This window comes from Cellulomonas terrae (assembly GCF_007990265.1).
GTDB classification, from domain to species: domain Bacteria; phylum Actinomycetota; class Actinomycetes; order Actinomycetales; family Cellulomonadaceae; genus Cellulomonas; species Cellulomonas terrae.
Genome location: NZ_BJWH01000001.1, coordinates 47389 through 63031, shown reverse-complemented (window position 1 = coordinate 63031; position 15643 = coordinate 47389). Strand labels below are relative to the sequence as shown.

Genomic DNA, 15643 nt, shown 5'->3' with positions numbered 1-15643 from the left:
ACGCCGGGCACCCGCCCTCCGCGGGCGCCCGGCGCGGTCCTCAGGTGTGCCGCCGTGCAGGTCCGAGCGTAGGGAGAGGGTCGGCGGCGAGACATCCACCGCAGGGTGCACAACCTTTCCGGGACGTCATACGTCAGTAGCGGATGGCGTCGATGACCTTGACCCGGACGGCGAACGTCGCGGGGATCAGGCCGGCCAGCGCGCCGACCGCGACGGCGGCGGCCATCCCGACCATCGCGGCGCTGAACGGGAACGGGGGCATGTCCTGGATCCCCCCGCCGAACACCCGCTCGACGGGGATGTTCTTGATGATCGCGACGGCCAGCACCACACCGACGAGCCCGGCCACCACGGTCGCCACGACCGACTCGAGCAGCACCCCGAAGAACACGCGTCCGGACGTCGCGCCGAACGAGCGGCGGATGCCGATCTCCCGGATCCGGTACCGCACGGTCACCAGCGCGATGTTGACCAGCCCGAGTCCCCCGAGCAGCAGAGCGAAGCCCCCGACACCGATGCCGACCCACGTCGTCGCCCGGTCGAGCCCGCCGTCGTCCCAGTGGTTGTCCATGACCTCCACCTGCCAGCCCGGGGCGGTCGCCTGCAGGTCGCGCCGGACGCTCTCCCCGATCTCCGCGGACCGGTCGGCGGGCACCCACAGGAGCATCGCCGGCACCTGGACGCCCATCATCGGGTCCACGACCCCCGGCCCCGGACCGCCCGACTGCGCTCCAGAACCGTCCGCGCCGATCCAGCGGTGGAACTGCTCGTACAGCACGAAGGCCTGCGGCTCGGCGCCGGGCCACTCGTCGCGCAGGACGCCGACGACGGTCGCCGTGACCGGCGCCCGGTCGCCCAGCGGCACCGTCGGGTGCGACGACAGGTCCGTGAGCCCGTACGCGCGCAGGAACGCCCGGTTGACGACGAGGGTCGGCGCGAGGGCCTCCTCGTCGGCCGCGGTGAACCAGCGGCCCTGCTCGGGCACGATCCGGTTGATGACGCCCAGGTCCGCGTCCACGGCGCGCACCTGTGTGGGACGGGTGCCGTCGGGGAACCGCATCGTCGCCTGCGTCCACTCGTCGCGGCTGGCATAGGTGATGTCGTAGCGCTCGAGCACGCGCCCGAACGCCTCGTCCCACCCCGCCGGCGTCGTGGCCTGCGCGCCCTGGGGCCAGGCGTTGACGTTGAGCGTCACCCTGCGACCCGACTGGCGCTCGGTCTGCTCGGTGAAGGACTGGTTGAGCATGGACACGAGCGCGGTGACGCCGGTGATGGCGGTGACCGCGCACGCCACCCCGACGAGCGCCAGCAGCACGCGCAGCTTGTGGATCCGCAGCTCGCCCCAGGCCTCGACGATCGCACCCACGACGCCGGTCACGCGCGCACCCCCGCGTCGGGCAGGCGCCGTTCGGTGTGCGACGACCGGTCGGCGACGAGCGGCACGTCGCCCACCCACTCGGCCGTCGTGTCCAGGCTGATGGGCACGAGGATCCCGTCGGCGAGCCGGTACTGGCGCTCGGCGCGGGCGGCGACGGCCAGGTCGTGCGTGATCGTCACCAGGGCGGCGCCGGTCTGCGACGCGATCTCGTCGAGGAGGTCCATGACCTCGCCGCCGGTCTCGACGTCGAGCGCGCCGGTGGGCTCGTCGGCGAGGATCACCCGGGGTCCGCGCACGAGCGCGCGCGCGATGGCAACACGCTGCTGCTCGCCTCCCGAGAGCTTGTCGGGCAACGTGTCGACGCGGTCGCCCAGGCCGACCCGCTCGAGCATCTCCGCGGCCAACCGCGTGCGGGACCAGAACTGGCGCCCGCGCGCATAGAGCAGGGGAGCGGACACGTTCTCCAGGGCCGTGCGGCCGGGCAGCAGGTTGAACTGCTGGAACACGAAGCCGAAGTCGCGACCGCGGCGCTTGGTGCGCGCCCCGTTCGACAGCGTCCCGATGGGCACGCCCTCGAGCAGGTACTGCCCCGAGGTCGGCGCGTCGAGCAGGCCGAGGATGTTGAGCAGGGTCGACTTGCCGGTCCCGGAGCGGCCGACGATCGCGACGTGCTCGCCGGCGTCGACCGCGACGGTGACGCCCTGCAGGATGTGCAGCAGCCGCTCGTCGGGCAGCCGGACCGACCGGGTGACGTCGGTGAGCTCGAGGAGGCTCATCCGCCGCAGACCGTCGGGTCGTAGTCGACGCTGCAGTCGACCTGCTTGCCCGTGCCGCCCGGCACCGGGATGAACTCCAGGACGGTGTCGCCGGCGGCCAGGCCCTCGGTGACCTGCACGTTCTTCCCGTCGGTGAGCCCCAGCGCCACCGCGCGCTTCTCGTTGCTGCCGTCGGCGGAGACGACCCAGACGTTCCCCGCCTGCACGGTACCCTGCACCGCGGTGACCGGGACGACCACGGCGTCGGCCGCCGTGCCGTTCGTGATCTCGATCGTCGCCCCGAGGCCGGGGAACGCCGTGATCCCTGCGGGGATCGCGCAGGTGACGGTGCCGGACGCGCTCGTCGTCCCCTCGGCGACCTGCTGGGTCTCGGTGGTGGGTGCCGCGCCCACGCGCAGGCCGGTGCACTCGAACGGCGCCGGCCCACCCGTGAGGGTCACGGCGCCCTGTGTCGGTGCGCCGACCAGCCGGTACTGCTGGTCGGGCGTCAGCGTGCCCGTCACCGACAGCGTGCCGGGTGCGACTTTACCGACCTCGTCGCCGACGGAGACCACCTGGTCCTTCAGGGTCGGCAGGGTCAGCGTGCCGGCGACGGGCGCCTTCACGGTCTCGACCGTGACCTTGGGCCGTCGCTCGGTCGTGGTCTGCTCGCCCGTCGTGGGGTCCGTCCGGACGACGGGGTCCTGCGGGGTCTCCTGCCGGATCTCGAGGACCGGCGCCCCGGCCGCGACCACGGCGCCGTCGGCGGCGAGCAGCTTGGACACCGTGCCGGCGAGCGTGGCGCGCACGACGACGGACGGGTCTGCCGTCACCGAGGCCTGCACCGTGACCGCGTTGGTCACGGTCGCGGTGGACACCTCGACCGTGGGCTCGACCACGGCGCCGGTGGGCTGCAGTGACGTGTCGACCGTGCTGACGTCCGCTCCGGCGAAGGCGATCTTCACCAGGGCGGCCGCGATGACCGCCCACAGGATCAGGCGGACGGTCGGGAAGATGATCCGGCGGGTGACCCCCACGGTCGGGCTCCTCTGGCTGGTGGGACGGGCTGCGACGGAACGTACCGAGTGCGCCGTGACCAGGGGATCCGTCGTGAGGATGACGTGGTCGAGGAGCGAGCCCGTTACCGTGCGCCAGACACTACTGTGCGACGCGCACTAGCGGTCAAGCGCCGATCGCGCGTGTCGGAGGCCGTGGCTGCACGCCCCGCGAGCTCACGGTGCCTGCCTGGTCTCAGAGGGCCGGGCCGGCCGCCGTCGCCACCAGGAACGCCGGCGCTCGCAGACCCTCCGCCGCGAACGCGTCGGCGACCGCCTGCGCGACCCGGTCCACCTCGTCGGCGGCGACCAGCGCGATCGCCGACCCGCCGAACCCGCCGCCGGTCATCCGCGCGCCCACGGCACCGGTCGCCCGGGCCGTGTCGACCACCAGGTCCAGCTCGCGGCACGACACCTCGTAGTCGTCGCGCAGCGAGGCGTGGGACGCGTTCATCAGCGTCCCGACCAGACCGACCTCCCCGGCGTCGAGCAGTGCGACGAACCAGGTCACGCGGTCGATCTCGTTCACGACGTGCCGGACGCGGCGGACCTGGACCTCGTCGTCGAGCTTGTCCAGGGCCCACTCCAGCCCGCGCGGGTCGTCGGAGATCTCGCGCAGCGTCGCGACCTCGAGCCGTGCGGCCGCCGCCTCGCACGACGCCCGCCGGGCGGCGTACTGCCCGTCGACGAGGGCGTGCTCGGCGCGGGTGTCCACCACGAGCAGCGCCAGGTCGTGCGCCGCGAGGTCGAACGGGACCTGACGGACGGAGCCGTCGAGGCAGTCGAGGAGCAGCGCGTGCCCGTCCTGCGAGCGCAGCGACGCCGCCTGGTCCATGCCGCCGGTGGGCGCCCCGGCGATCTCGTTCTCGGCGCGCACGCACAGGGCGGCCAGCGCGGCGCGTCCCTCGTCCGAGCCGGTCAGACCCAGGCCGAACACCTCATCGAGCGCGACCGCGGTGGACGCCTCCAGCGCCGCCGACGACGACAGCCCGGCGCCGTACGGCACGCACGAGTCGACGGCGACGTCGAAGCCGGCGACGGGGTGACCCGCCTGCCGCAGCGCCCACGCGACACCCACGGCGTAGCCCGCCCAGCCGTCGACGGTGCCCGGGGCCACGTCTGCGAGGTCGACGGTCCGGATGCCGGTCGGCTCCTGCGCGCTGACGAGTCGCACCACGCCGTCGTCGCGGCGCCGCACCGCCGCGTACGTGCGGTGGGGGAGCGCGATGGGCAGGCACAGGCCGCCGTTGTAGTCGGTGTGCTCACCGATGAGGTTCACGCGGCCGGGCGCCGACCACGTGCCCTCCGGCTCGGCCTCGAACGTGCCCGCGAACAGGGCGCGGACCCGGTCGGCGCCCTCCTGCGGGGTCCAGACGTCCAGCCAGGTCACCTCGGCGGTCATGCCAGCTCCTGCAGTCGGGTCGCGATGCGCTCGGGGGTGGTGTCGCTGATCCAGGCGCCCATGCCGGACTCGACGCCGGCCAGGTACTTGAGCCTGCCCGGTGCGCGCAGCACCGAGAACAGCTGGAGGTGCAGGCGGGAGACGTCGCGACCCTCGCGGGTCGGGGCCTGGTGCCAGCCGGAGATGTAGGGCAGGGGGATGGCCTCGCCGTCGGGGCCGACGAAGAACCGGTCCAGCCGCTGCAGCAGCGACAGGTAGACGGTCGAGAGGTCCTCGCGCTCCGCGTCGGTCAGGGCCGGCAGGTCGGGCACGTCGCGCCGCGGGGCCAGGTGCACCTCGACGGGCCAGCGCGCCGCGAACGGCACGTACGCCACCCAGTGCTCCGACTCCAGGACGATGCGCTCCCCGTGGGCCAGCTCGGCGTCCAGCACGTCCCGGCCCAGCAGGCGGCCGGTCCGCTCGTGGTGGGCGTTCGCCTCGGCGAGCATCGCGGTGGTCCGCGGCGTGACGTACGGGAACGCGTAGATCTGCCCGTGCGGGTGGTGCAGCGTGACGCCGATCTCCTTGCCGCGGTTCTCGAACACGAACACCTGCTCGATGCCGGGCAGCGCGCTCAGCGCCTCGGTCCGCTGCGCCCAGGCCTCGACGATCGTGCGCATCCGGCGCGGGGTCACGGTGCTGAGCGACGCGGTCGAGTCCGACGAGAAGCAGATGACCTCGCAGCGGCCCGCGGCGGGCCGGACGGTCCAGAGCGGCTCACCGTCGCGCTGCACGGGTGCGTCCGGGACGCCGGGGACGGCGAGCAGCGACGGGAAGCGGTTCTCGAACACGACGACGTCGTAGTCCTCGGCGGGGATCTCGCCGTCCTGGTAGACCGCACCGGGCTTCGCGGGTGCCAGCGGGTTGGCGTCGGCCGGGGGCAGGAACGTGCGGTTCATCCGGTGCGCCGCCATCGGGATCCACTCGCCGGTCAGCGGGTCGCGGCGCAGCTCCGGGCCGGTGACCGGCTGCGGCACGCCGTCCGCGTCGGGCACGGGGGCGAACCGGTCGACGAGTGGCCGCGCGTCGGTCAGGGTGCGCGTCGCGCCGCCCGAGACGTACGGCTCGGAGTCGTCGAAGTAGATCAGCTCGCGGCCGTCGGCGAGCGTGGTCGGGGTGATGCGGACGGGTGCGGTCACGGGGCGGCTCCGGGGATGGTGACCAGGCGCAGGGCGGCACCGGTCAGGTGTCGTCGTGCGTCGGCGGGCAGGGCGTCGTCGGTCAGCAGGGTGTCGATGTCGTCCAGGGGGGCGATCCGGGCCAGCCCGACGACCCCCCACTTCGTGTGGTCGGCGAGCACGGTGGTCGCGGCGGCGCAGGCCATGAGGGCGCGGTCCGTGGCCGCCTCCGCCAGGTTGGGGGTCGTCAGACCGCTGGCGTCCAGGCCGTGCACGCCGAGGAACGTGCGGTCGACGCGCAGGCTCGCGAGCGTCGCGTCCGCGACGGGGCCGACGAGCGCGTCGGACGGCGTGCGGGCCCCGCCGGTGAGGATGACCTCGACCCCGGCCGCGCCATGCAGGGCGTCGGCGATGCGCAGGCCGTTGGTGACGACCGTGAGGGCCGGGATGCCGGCACCGGCCAGCAGCTCGGCCAGCAGGAACGTGGTCGTGCCGGCGGACAGCGCGATGGCCTGGCCGGGCTCGACGGTGGCCAGCGCCGCCCGGGCGATCGCCGCCTTCTCGGGGCCCGCCCAGGACCGCTTCGCGTCGAAGCCCGGCTCGTCGGTGGGCCGTCCCAGGGCGTCCGGAGCCACCGCCCCGCCGTGCACGCGACGGACCAGGCCCGCGCGGGCGAGCTCGGCGATGTCGCGGCGGACGGTCATGTCCGAGACGTCGAGGCTCTCGACCAGGTCGGCGACGCGAGCAGCCCCGTCGGCGCGCACGGCAGCCAGGATCCGCTCCTGACGCTGGGACGCAAGCACCCGAACACTCTCACACACAAACCAACAAGTTTCAACAGGCGCGGAACGCGACGTCCGCACTCGCGCGGGCTCTGCCCCGCCGGAGCGCGGACGTCGTGGGTACTTGGGAGGGGACGTCAGCGTGCGCGCTCCAACGTCGCGGAGTGCGGAGTGGGACGGTCGAACCTAGGGCGGTGGGTCAGCGGCCTGCGGGGGTGAGGCCCAGAGAGCGGCCCGCCAGGCCGCGGCGGCGGGAGGCGAGCGAGCGGGCGACGCCCACGAGGGCCTGGGCGGCGGGGGAGTCCGGGGCGCTCAGGACCACGGGCGTGCCGGCGTCACCGGCCTCGCGCAGGCGCACGTCGAGCGGGACCTGCCCGAGCAGGGGGACGTCGCCGCCGGTGATCCGCGTGAGGTTGTCGGCGACGGTCTGCCCGCCGCCGGTGCCGAACACGTCGAGCCGCGACCCGTCCGGCTGCTCCAGCCACGACATGTTCTCCACCACGCCGACGACGTGCTGCCGCGTCTGCACGGCCACCGACCCGGCCCGCTCGGCCACCTCGGCGGCTGCGACCTGCGGCGTCGTCACCACGACGATCTCCGAGCTCGGGAGCAGCTGCGCCACCGAGATGGCGATGTCCCCGGTGCCGGGGGGCAGATCGAGCAGGAGGACGTCGAGGTCGCCCCAGAACACGTCCGCGAGGAACTGCTGCAGCGCGCGGTGCAGCATCGGCCCGCGCCACACGACCGGTTGCCCCGGCGGGACGAACATGCCGATCGAGACCACCAGCACCCCGAACGCCTCGGGCGGGAGCAGCATGTCGTCGACGCGCGTCGGCTGGCGCGTGACCCCGAGCATCCGCGGGATCGAGAACCCGTAGATGTCCGCGTCGACGATGCCGACCTTCAGCCCGTCGGCGGCCATCGCGACCGCCAGGTTGGCCGTGACAGAAGACTTGCCGACGCCACCCTTGCCCGACGCGATCGCGAACACCTTCGTCAGCGAGCCGGGCTGCGCGAACGGGATGACGGGCTCGGAGTCCGTGCCGCGCAGCAGCGTCCGCAGCGCCGACCGCTGCTCGGCCGACATGACGCCGAACACGACGGCGACGTCGTCGATCCCGTCGACGGTCGCCGCCGCGGCGCTGACGTCCCGCGTCAGCGTGTCCTTCAACGGGCAGCCCGGGGTCGTCAGGTCGATCCCGACCGTCGCGCGGGATCCGACGACCTCCACGGAGCGGACCATGCCCAGGTCCGTTATCGGCCGCTTGATCTCCGGGTCGAGGACGTGCGTCAGCGCCTCGCGGATGGCATCGAGCAGGGGGTCGGTGGGGTCCGGCATGGGGCCATCGTAGGTCGGGCGGAGGTCAGCCCCGTGCGGGCCGGTCGGCGCCACCGCGAGACCGGTCGCCCCTCTTCTCGGGCCGCTCGCCCTCGTGCTCCTTGTCCCCGTCCCGATCGGCGGCGAGGTCCTCCAGCATGTTGCGCAGCTCGGAGCGGACGAAGTCGCGGGTGGCCACCTCGGACAGCGCGATGCGCAGCGCCGCCATCTCGCGGGCGAGGAACTCGGTGTCCGCGAGGTTGCGCTCGGAGCGCTGGCGGTCCTGCTCGGCCTGCACGCGGTCGCGGTCGGTCTGCCGGTTCTGCGCGAGCAGGATCAGCGGGGCGGCGTACGAGGCCTGCAGCGAGAGCATGAGCGTCAGTGCAGTGAACCCCTGGGCCGGGTCGTCGAACCGCGGCCGGTCCGGCCCCCAGTTCGCGTTCCAGGCGATCCAGAGCAGGCAGAAGACGCTCAAGTAGATGATGAAGCGCGGCGTGCCGAGGAAGCGGGCGATGCTCTCGGAGATCTTGCCCGAGGCGTCCTCGTCGAGCTGCGGCCGACGGATGAACCGGCGGCGCGTCTCCAGCGGGGTGTCGAGACGGTCAGCCACGGCTCGCCCCCGGACGCGTGATGCCGAGGACGCTCGTGTCCGGGAAGTTGCCCTCGTCGTCGGTCTCCCGCCAGTCCTCGGGCAGCAGGTGGTCGAGGACGTCGTCGACGGAGACCACCCCGAGCAGCCGCTTCTCGGCGTCGACCACCGGCAGGGCCAGCAGGTTGTAGGTGGCCAGGTTGCGGGTGACCGACAGCAGCGGGGCGTCGACGGTGATCGACTCGATGTCCGTGTCGACGATCGAGCCGATCGCCTCGTGCGGGGGCTCGCGCAGCAGCCGCTGCAGGTGCACGACGCCGATGAACCGACCGGTCGGCGTCTCCAGCGGGGGGCGCGCGACGAACACCATCGACGCGAGCGCGGGTGTGAGGTCCTGGCGGCGCACGTGGGCCAGCGCGGCCGCGATGGGCGTCTCCGGCCCGAGGATCACCGGCTCGGTCGTCATGAGGCCGCCCGCGGTGTTGTCCTCGTACGCGAGCAGCCGGCGGACGTCCTTGGCCTCGTCGGGCTCCATGAGCTCGAGCAGCTCGGCGGCCTGGTCGTCGGGCAGCTCACCGAGCAGGTCGGCGGCGTCGTCGGGCTGCATGGCCTCGAGCACGTCGGCAGCACGGGTCAGGGCGAGGCCCTGGAGGATGCCCACCTGGTCGTCCTCGGGCAGCTCCTCCAGGACGTCGGCGAGCCGCTCGTTGTCCAGCGCGCTGGCCACCTCCAGCCGGCGGGTCAGGCCGAGGTCGTGCAGGACGTCGGCGAGGTCGGCCGGCTTGAGGTCCTCGTACTGCGCGAGCAGCAGCTCGGCGCCCTGCGCGGCGCTCGCCTGACCGAGTCCCGTGACCTCGTCGACGGACACCAGCAGCGTCTCGCCGCGCCGGCGCAGGATGCCCGAGCGCCCGGCGGGGATGCGACGCACGAACACCTTGGAGATCACCCAGTCGCCGTTGCGCTGCAGCTCGATGGCGACGTCCTCGATGGTCGCCTGGCCGGAGCCGTCGACGAACTCGACCGTGCGGTCGAGCAGCTCGCCGACCGCGAGGGTCTCGAACGCCCGCTGCTCGAACCGGCGCATGTTCACCAGGCCGGTCGAGATGACCTGCCCGGAGTCGATCGCGGTGACGCGCGTGAGCGGGAGGAACACGCGGCGCCGCGCAGCCACCTCGACGACGAGCCCGACGGCGCGGGGCAGCCCCTTGGGGCGCACCAGCACGACGACGTCACGCACTCGTCCCACCTGGTCTCCGAGGGGGTCGAACACGTTGGTCCCGGCTAGGCGCGCGACGAACACCCTGGTCCCGACGCTGCTCACGTCGGTCAGCCTAGACCGGGCACGGCCGTGAGCCGCCGCACGCCGGTCGTTCGGCCGCGCGTCGCCCGGGCCTGGCGATCTGTGCGGTGCTGGGAGAAGATCGCGGCATGTCGTTCTCCGGTAACGCCCGCACCCCGCGCACCCCCACGCCGCCGCAGGGGGAGACGGTCGCCGCGTACTCGACCTATCTCGAGGCGCAGAAGGCCGTGGACCACCTCGCGGACAACGCGTTCGCGGTGCAGCTGGTCACGATCGTCGGCACGGACCTGAAGATGGTCGAGCGGGTCACCGGCCGCCTCTCGTACCCGAGGGTCGCACTCGGCGGCTTCCTGTCCGGGGCCTGGTTCGGCCTCTTCGTCGGGCTCCTGCTGAGCCTCTTCTCCGCACCCGGGTCGCAGAGCCCGCTGGTCCCGGCGATCTTCATCGGCGGTGCGTTCGGCCTGCTGTTCGCGGTCCTCACGTACTCGTTCTCCCGCGGGAAGCGCGACTTCACGTCCACCAGCCAGATCGTCGCCTCGTCGTACGCGGTGCTGTGCCGTCAGGAGCAGGCGCACAAGGCGCGCGAGCTCCTGCGGGAGATCGGTGGCGTGCAGTCCGGCTGGCCCGCCCGGCCGGCCGCGCCGATCACGACCAGCCCGTCGGACCCGTCGACCGCGTACCCGCCGGCTGCGGGCTCGCAGCCGTGGGGGTCGCCGACCGTGCCGCCGGTCGCGCCGCCCGGACCACCCGCTCCGCCGAGCGGACCGCCGACCGACCAGCCCGGGCCGCCGACCGCGCCCTGAGTCGCTCGCGCACCGTCGGCGCCGGCTCGACCTGCGGGCCGTCGGCCATGCCGCCGTGCACCAGGCGGATCGTCGCGGTCCTCGAGAACAGCAGTGCGAGGTTGGGGTCCATGTCTGCCTCCTGTGGGGGTGTGTGTCCCTGCACAGGAGGTGACGCGGGCCGGCCGGCCCGATCGACACTCAGCGGTCGAGCAGACCCGCCATCCAGGCCTCGACGGCGTCAGGGTCGCGGGGCAGCGCGGCGGACAGGTTCTCGTTGCCGTCGGCGGTGACCAGCACGTCGTCCTCGATCCGCACGCCGATCCCGCGGAACTCCTCGGGGACGAGCAGGTCGTCGGACTTGAAGTACAGGCCGGGCTCGATGGTGAACACCATGCCGGGCTCGAGGATCCCGTCGAGGTAGAGCTCCGCGCGGGCCTGCGCGCAGTCGTGCACGTCGAGACCGAGGTGGTGGCTCGTGCCGTGCACCATCCACCGGCGGTGGTGCTGGTTCTCCGGCAGCAGCGCCTCCTCGGCGGTGACCGGCAGCAGCCCCCACTGCTCGAGGCGCTCGGCGATGACCTGCATCGCGGCCGCGTGGACGTCGCGGAACCTGGCGCCCGGCACGGCGGCGACGAACGCGGCGTCGGCCGCGTCGAGGACCGCCTGGTAGATGCGGCGCTGGACCTCGGTGAACGTGCCGTCGACGGGCAGGGTGCGGGTGACGTCGGCGGTGTAGAGGGAGTCGATCTCGACCCCGGCGTCGACGAGCACCAGCTCGCCCGCGCGCACCTGGCCGTCGTTGTCGATCCAGTGCAGCGTCGTGGCGTGCTCACCCGCCGCGGCGATCGTCTCGTAGCCGACCGCGTTCCCCTCCTCGCGGGCGTGCCCGATGAACGTGCCCTCGATGATCCGCTCGCCGCGCCGGTGCGCGACGGCCCGGGGCAGGGCGCGGACGATCTTCTCGAAGCCCTCGATCGTGGTGTCCACGGCCAGGCGCATCTGCTCGATCTCGTGCGCGTCCTTGACCAGCCGGAGCTCGGACAGGGCCTCGGCCAGCTTCTCGTCGCGCTCGCCGGCGGCCTCGGTCGCGCGGATCTCCTCGACGAGCTCCTCGATCGCCGCGTCCGCCTCCGGCACGACGCGCACCTGCACGCCGTCGGCGCCGACGTCCTTGGCCAGCGCGTCGCGCAGGTCGTCGAGGTGCGCGGTGCTGACCCCCGTGAGCGTCTCGAGGTCCTCGAGGGTCGGGCGCGCACCGACCCAGAACTCGCCGTAGCGGGCGTCGGAGAAGAACTCCTCGGTGTCCCGGCCGGCCAGGGGCCGGATGTACAGGACGGCGTGGTGTCCGCTGCCCTCGTCGCCCGCGCCGTCCTCGACGGGGTGCAGGACGAGCACGGCGTCCGGCTCCTGCTCCGACCCCAGTCCCGTGAGGTGCGCGAACGCGGAGTGCGGCCGGAAGCGGTAGTCCGTGTCGTTGGAGCGCTGCTTGAACGTGCCGGCGGGGATCACGAGCCGCTCGCCGGGGAACTGCGCCGAGAGCGCGGAGCGGCGGACGGCGGTGTGCTCGGCGGCCGGGCCGCGCTCGACCGTCGACGGCCCGCGCCCGCCCCACCCGGACGTGATGAACCGCACGAACTCCGGCGAGCTGGGGCGCTGGGAACGGTTGCTCCCGCGGTCGGCCAGCGGCTGCTCGGTGGGCGTCTCGGGAGTCAGGTCCTCGCTCATGCGGTCATCCTCGCACCCCCGGTTACGGTAAGGCCGTGCGCATCGACCTCCACACCCACTCCACGGCGTCGGACGGGACAGGTGCACCCGCACAGGTCGTGGCGGACGCCGCTGCCGCGGGGCTCGACGTGGTCGCCCTGACCGACCACGACACGACGGCGGGCTGGGCGGAGGCGACCGAGGCGGCCCGTGCGCACGGGATCGCGCTCGTGCGGGGGACCGAGGTCTCCGCGCGCGCGCACGGCATCAGCATCCACCTGCTGTCGTACCTGCAGGACCCGACGCACCCGGCGCTCACCGCCGAGCTGGACAAGACGCGCGACGCCCGCCTCAACCGGGCGCGGGCGATCGTCGAGCTCCTCGCCGCGGACGTGCCGATCACCTGGGACGACGTGCTGGAGCACTCCCGCGACGCCGTCGTCGTCGGCCGCCCGCACATCGCGGACGCCCTGGTGGCCCTCGGCATCGTGCCCGACCGGGACACCGCGTTCCTCCACCTGCTGTCCGCCGCCGGGCCGTACCACGTGCCCCACTACGCCCCCGACGGGCCCGACGCCGTGCGCGCGATCCGGGCGGCGGGCGGCGTCCCCGTCTTCGCGCACCCCGGGGCCGACGCCCGCGGCCGGATCGTGCCGGACCGGGTGTTCGACCGCCTGGCCGCGGCCGGCCTGGGCGGTCTCGAGGTCGACCACCGCGACCACTCGCCGGCGCAGCGCGAGCGGCTGACCGCGATCGCCGACCGGCTGGGTCTGTTCGTGACCGGGTCCAGCGACTACCACGGGACCGGGAAGGCCAACCGGCTGGGGGAGAACCTGACCGCGCCCGAGGTGCTCGCGCAGATCGAGGAGCAGGGCACGACGGGCGTGGTGCGGCCGTGAGCAACGTGTTCGACGCCTACCTCTTCGCGTCCGTCTTCATCACGCTGTTCGTGATCATGGACCCGCCCGGGGTCGTCCCGATCTTCCTCGGCCTCACCGGCGCCATGACCCGGCAGCAGCGCAACCGGGCCGCGCGCCAGGCCGTGCTCGTCGCGCTCGGCGTCATCGTCGCCTTCGCGCTGTTCGGGCAGTCGCTGCTCAACTACATGCACATCACGCTGCCCGCGCTGCAGGCGTCCGGCGGGCTGCTCCTGCTGCTCATCGCCATGGAGCTGCTGACCGGCAAGATGGAGGAGCCGCAACCGTCGGGGAACGGGAAGGTCAACGTCGCCCTCGTGCCGCTCGGCACACCCCTGCTGGCCGGCCCCGGCGCGATCGTCGCGACGATGGTGTTCGTCCAGCAGTCCGACAAGACCGTCGCCGACTGGGTGGCCATCGCGCTCGGCGTCGTCGCCGTGCACGTCAGCCTCTACCTGGCGATGCGGTTCGCCAACGTCATCCACCGCGTCCTGGGCGACTCGGGCACCATCCTGGTGACCCGGATCGCCGGCCTCCTGCTCGCCGCCATCGCCGTGCAGCTCGTGGCCGACGCCGTCGAGGCGTTCATCAAGGCGGCCTAGCGAGAGGGTGCGCGCTCCGCGGGAGCACGCACCCTCTCGTCGTGAGGTCAGCCCTCGGTGGCCTGCGGGGCGCCACCCTCGGCCGGCTGGCCGCTGCGCGTGCGACGACGGCTGCGGCTCCGACGGGTGCCGCCGGTCGACGCTCCGTCGGTGCCCTGGTCGGCGGACGGGCCGGTCGTCGGCGCCTCGGAGGACGGCGTCGTGTTCTCGGCACCGCCCTCGCCGCGACCCCGGCCGCGCCCGCCACGGCGGCGGCGGGTGCCACCCTCGCGGGGCTCGCCGGCCTCGTCGGCGGGGCGCTCGGCCTGCGGGCCCGAGCTGCGCGGCGCCGAGGCAGGACGGGAGTCGCCCGAGCGGGAGTCGCTCCCGCGGCGCGAGTCGCCGGAGCGCGAGTCGCTGCCGCGACGCGAGTCGCCGCCACCCCGGTTGCCCCGGATCTGGTCCGAGTGCGAGCCGCCGGCGGGACGTCCGCCGCCGCGCTTGCCCGTCTCGCCCAGGTCCTCGAGGACCTCCGCGCCGAGACCCTCACGGGTCTGCTGCGCCTTCGGCAGACGCCCCTTGGTGCCCTCGGGGATGTCGAGGTCCTCGTAGACGTGGGCCGACGACGAGTACGACTCGATCGGCTCCGGGATGCCCAGGCCGAGCGCCTTGTCGATCAGGCCCCAGCGGGGGATGTCGTCCCAGTCGACGAACGTGACGGCGGTGCCCTTGGCGCCCGCGCGGCCGGTGCGGCCGGTGCGGTGCAGGTAGGTCTTCTCGTCCTCGGGGCACTGGTAGTTGATGACGTGCGTGACGGCCTCGACGTCGATACCGCGGGCTGCCACGTCGGTGGCGACGAGCACGTCGACCTTGCCGTGGCGGAACGCGCGCAGCGCCTGCTCGCGGGCGCCCTGGCCCAGGTCGCCGTGCAGCGCACCGGCCGCGAAGCCGCGCTCGACCAGGTCGTCGGCCACCTTGGCGGCCGTGCGCTTGGTGCGGGCGAAGACGATGGTCAGGCCGCGGCCGCGGGCCTGCAGGATGCGGGCCAGCATCTCGACCTTGTCGAGGGCGTGCGCGCGGTAGACGACCTGCTTGATGTTCTTGACCGTCTGGCCGTCGTCGTCCGGGTCCGCGGCGCGGATGTGCGTCGGCTGCGTCATGTAGCGGCGGGCCATCGCGACGACGGCGCCGGGCATGGTGGCCGAGAAGAGCATGGTGTGGCGGCTCGCCGGGGTGGCGGCCAGCAGCGTCTCGACGTCGGGCAGGAAGCCGAGGTCGAGCATCTCGTCGGCCTCGTCGAGCACGACGGCCTTCACGTGCGAGAGGTCGAGGTGCTTCTGCTTGAGCAGGTCGATCATGCGGCCGGGGGTGCCGACGACCACGTCGACGCCCTTGGTGAGGGCGTCGATCTGTGGCTCGTACGCGCGGCCGCCGTAGACCTGCAGGACGCGGACCTTGCGGCGCGAGCTGGCCGTGGCCAGGTCGCCGGCCACCTGGACGGCGAGCTCACGCGTCGGGACGACGACGAGCGCCTGCGGCTTGCCGGCGTGGGGGAGCTGCTCGTAGCCCTCCTCGCCGGGGGCGACCACGCGGTGCAGCAGCGGGACGCCGAAGCCGAGGGTCTTGCCGGTCCCCGTCTTGGCCTGGCCGATGATGTCGTGGCCGGACAGCGCGACCGGCAGGGTCATCGCCTGGATGGGGAACGGGTGCGTGATGCCGGCGTCGGCCAGCGCCTGGACGATCTCCGGGCGGACGTCGAAGTCCGCGAAGGAGGCCTCGACGGCCTGCACGGAGGACCAGGTGTTCTTCAGGGGTCGGGTCATGGGCTCGGCCAGAGCAGAGACCTGCTCCGGCGTCTCGTCGGTGGTGGTCACGAGGACTCTTCACTGCGAAGGGTGGTGCGCCGCGCGCGGCCGGGGC

General features: G+C 73.6%; 14 protein-coding genes. 3 read left to right on the top strand and 11 right to left on the bottom strand.

Annotated elements, in window-relative coordinates:
* Nucleotides 1-133: 133 nt before the first annotated feature.
* The 9 genes from CTE05_RS00280 to CTE05_RS00240 all read right to left on the bottom strand — a co-directional run bounded on the left by CTE05_RS00280 (nucleotide 134) and on the right by CTE05_RS00240 (nucleotide 9757).
* Nucleotides 134-1378 carry an ABC transporter permease gene (locus CTE05_RS00280; protein ID WP_146844140.1) on the bottom strand — a complete coding sequence of 415 codons (1245 nt, stop codon included), beginning with the start codon at nucleotides 1376-1378 and terminating at the stop codon, nucleotides 134-136.
* Nucleotides 1375-2154, bottom strand: coding sequence for an ABC transporter ATP-binding protein (locus CTE05_RS00275; RefSeq protein WP_146844139.1), 780 nt, complete (start codon nucleotides 2152-2154; stop codon nucleotides 1375-1377). Before CTE05_RS00275 ends, CTE05_RS00280 begins: the two co-directional genes overlap by 4 nt.
* The gene (locus tag CTE05_RS00270; protein ID WP_146844138.1) at nucleotides 2151-3170 is read right to left on the bottom strand and encodes a permuted SH3 domain-containing protein; all 1020 of its coding nucleotides are present in this window, start codon (nucleotides 3168-3170) and stop codon (nucleotides 2151-2153) included. The genes CTE05_RS00275 and CTE05_RS00270 overlap by 4 nt, the downstream gene beginning before the upstream one ends.
* 214 nt (nucleotides 3171-3384) lie before the next feature.
* A complete protein-coding gene (gene galK, locus CTE05_RS00265; protein WP_146844137.1) occupies nucleotides 3385-4590 on the bottom strand; it encodes a galactokinase in 1206 nt (401 codons plus the stop codon).
* Complete coding sequence (gene galT / locus CTE05_RS00260) at nucleotides 4587-5768, bottom strand: galactose-1-phosphate uridylyltransferase (RefSeq protein WP_146844136.1); 1182 nt, start codon at nucleotides 5766-5768, stop codon at nucleotides 4587-4589. Before galT ends, galK begins: the two co-directional genes overlap by 4 nt.
* Entirely contained in the window at nucleotides 5765-6550 is a 786-nt protein-coding gene (locus CTE05_RS00255) for a DeoR/GlpR family DNA-binding transcription regulator (protein WP_146844135.1), read from the bottom strand. Before CTE05_RS00255 ends, galT begins: the two co-directional genes overlap by 4 nt.
* A 178-nt stretch (nucleotides 6551-6728) precedes the next feature.
* On the bottom strand, nucleotides 6729-7868 hold the full coding sequence (locus CTE05_RS00250; RefSeq protein ID WP_146844134.1) for an Mrp/NBP35 family ATP-binding protein: 1140 nt from the start codon (nucleotides 7866-7868) through the stop codon (nucleotides 6729-6731).
* Nucleotides 7869-7893: 25 nt separating this feature from the next.
* Nucleotides 7894-8457 (bottom strand): DUF1003 domain-containing protein, encoded by a 564-nt coding sequence (locus tag CTE05_RS00245; protein ID WP_146844133.1) that lies wholly within the window; start codon nucleotides 8455-8457, stop codon nucleotides 7894-7896.
* The gene (locus CTE05_RS00240; protein ID WP_146844132.1) at nucleotides 8450-9757 is read right to left on the bottom strand and encodes a magnesium transporter MgtE N-terminal domain-containing protein; all 1308 of its coding nucleotides are present in this window, start codon (nucleotides 9755-9757) and stop codon (nucleotides 8450-8452) included. Before CTE05_RS00240 ends, CTE05_RS00245 begins: the two co-directional genes overlap by 8 nt.
* Nucleotides 9758-9864: 107 nt before the next feature.
* On the opposite strand from CTE05_RS00240, the gene CTE05_RS00235 reads away from it, so the two are divergent.
* Complete coding sequence (locus tag CTE05_RS00235; RefSeq protein WP_246123166.1) at nucleotides 9865-10539, top strand: YflT domain-containing protein; 675 nt, start codon at nucleotides 9865-9867, stop codon at nucleotides 10537-10539.
* 180 nt (nucleotides 10540-10719) lie between these two features.
* Here CTE05_RS00235 and CTE05_RS00230 read toward each other — a convergent pair whose 3' ends face one another.
* Nucleotides 10720-12246: an aminopeptidase P family protein gene (locus CTE05_RS00230; RefSeq protein ID WP_146844131.1), complete on the bottom strand. Its 1527-nt coding sequence runs from the start codon at nucleotides 12244-12246 to the stop codon at nucleotides 10720-10722.
* A gap of 35 nt (nucleotides 12247-12281) precedes the next feature.
* Between CTE05_RS00230 and CTE05_RS00225 the strand changes: the two genes are divergently transcribed.
* Both CTE05_RS00225 and CTE05_RS00220 read left to right on the top strand, forming a co-directional pair.
* The gene (locus CTE05_RS00225) at nucleotides 12282-13124 is read left to right on the top strand and encodes a PHP domain-containing protein (RefSeq protein WP_146844130.1); all 843 of its coding nucleotides are present in this window, start codon (nucleotides 12282-12284) and stop codon (nucleotides 13122-13124) included.
* Nucleotides 13121-13744 carry a MarC family protein gene (locus CTE05_RS00220; RefSeq protein ID WP_146844129.1) on the top strand — a complete coding sequence of 208 codons (624 nt, stop codon included), beginning with the start codon at nucleotides 13121-13123 and terminating at the stop codon, nucleotides 13742-13744. The genes CTE05_RS00225 and CTE05_RS00220 overlap by 4 nt, the downstream gene beginning before the upstream one ends.
* Nucleotides 13745-13791: 47 nt before the next feature.
* On the opposite strand, the gene CTE05_RS00215 is transcribed toward CTE05_RS00220, so the two are convergent.
* Nucleotides 13792-15546, bottom strand: coding sequence for a DEAD/DEAH box helicase (locus CTE05_RS00215; RefSeq protein ID WP_146844456.1), 1755 nt, complete (start codon nucleotides 15544-15546; stop codon nucleotides 13792-13794).
* Nucleotides 15547-15643: the final 97 nt, after the last annotated feature.

Coding starts and splice junctions, on each gene's coding strand:
- CTE05_RS00275 (WP_146844139.1), bottom strand. CDS start 2,154: ATGAGCCTCCTCGAGCTCACCGACGTCACCCGGTCGGTCCGGCTGCCC.
- galK (WP_146844137.1), bottom strand. CDS start 4,590: ATGACCGCCGAGGTGACCTGGCTGGACGTCTGGACCCCGCAGGAGGGC.
- CTE05_RS00250 (WP_146844134.1), bottom strand. CDS start 7,868: ATGCCGGACCCCACCGACCCCCTGCTCGATGCCATCCGCGAGGCGCTG.
- CTE05_RS00235 (WP_246123166.1), top strand. CDS start 9,865: ATGTCGTTCTCCGGTAACGCCCGCACCCCGCGCACCCCCACGCCGCCG.
- CTE05_RS00230 (WP_146844131.1), bottom strand. CDS start 12,246: ATGAGCGAGGACCTGACTCCCGAGACGCCCACCGAGCAGCCGCTGGCC.
- CTE05_RS00215 (WP_146844456.1), bottom strand. CDS start 15,546: ATGACCCGACCCCTGAAGAACACCTGGTCCTCCGTGCAGGCCGTCGAG.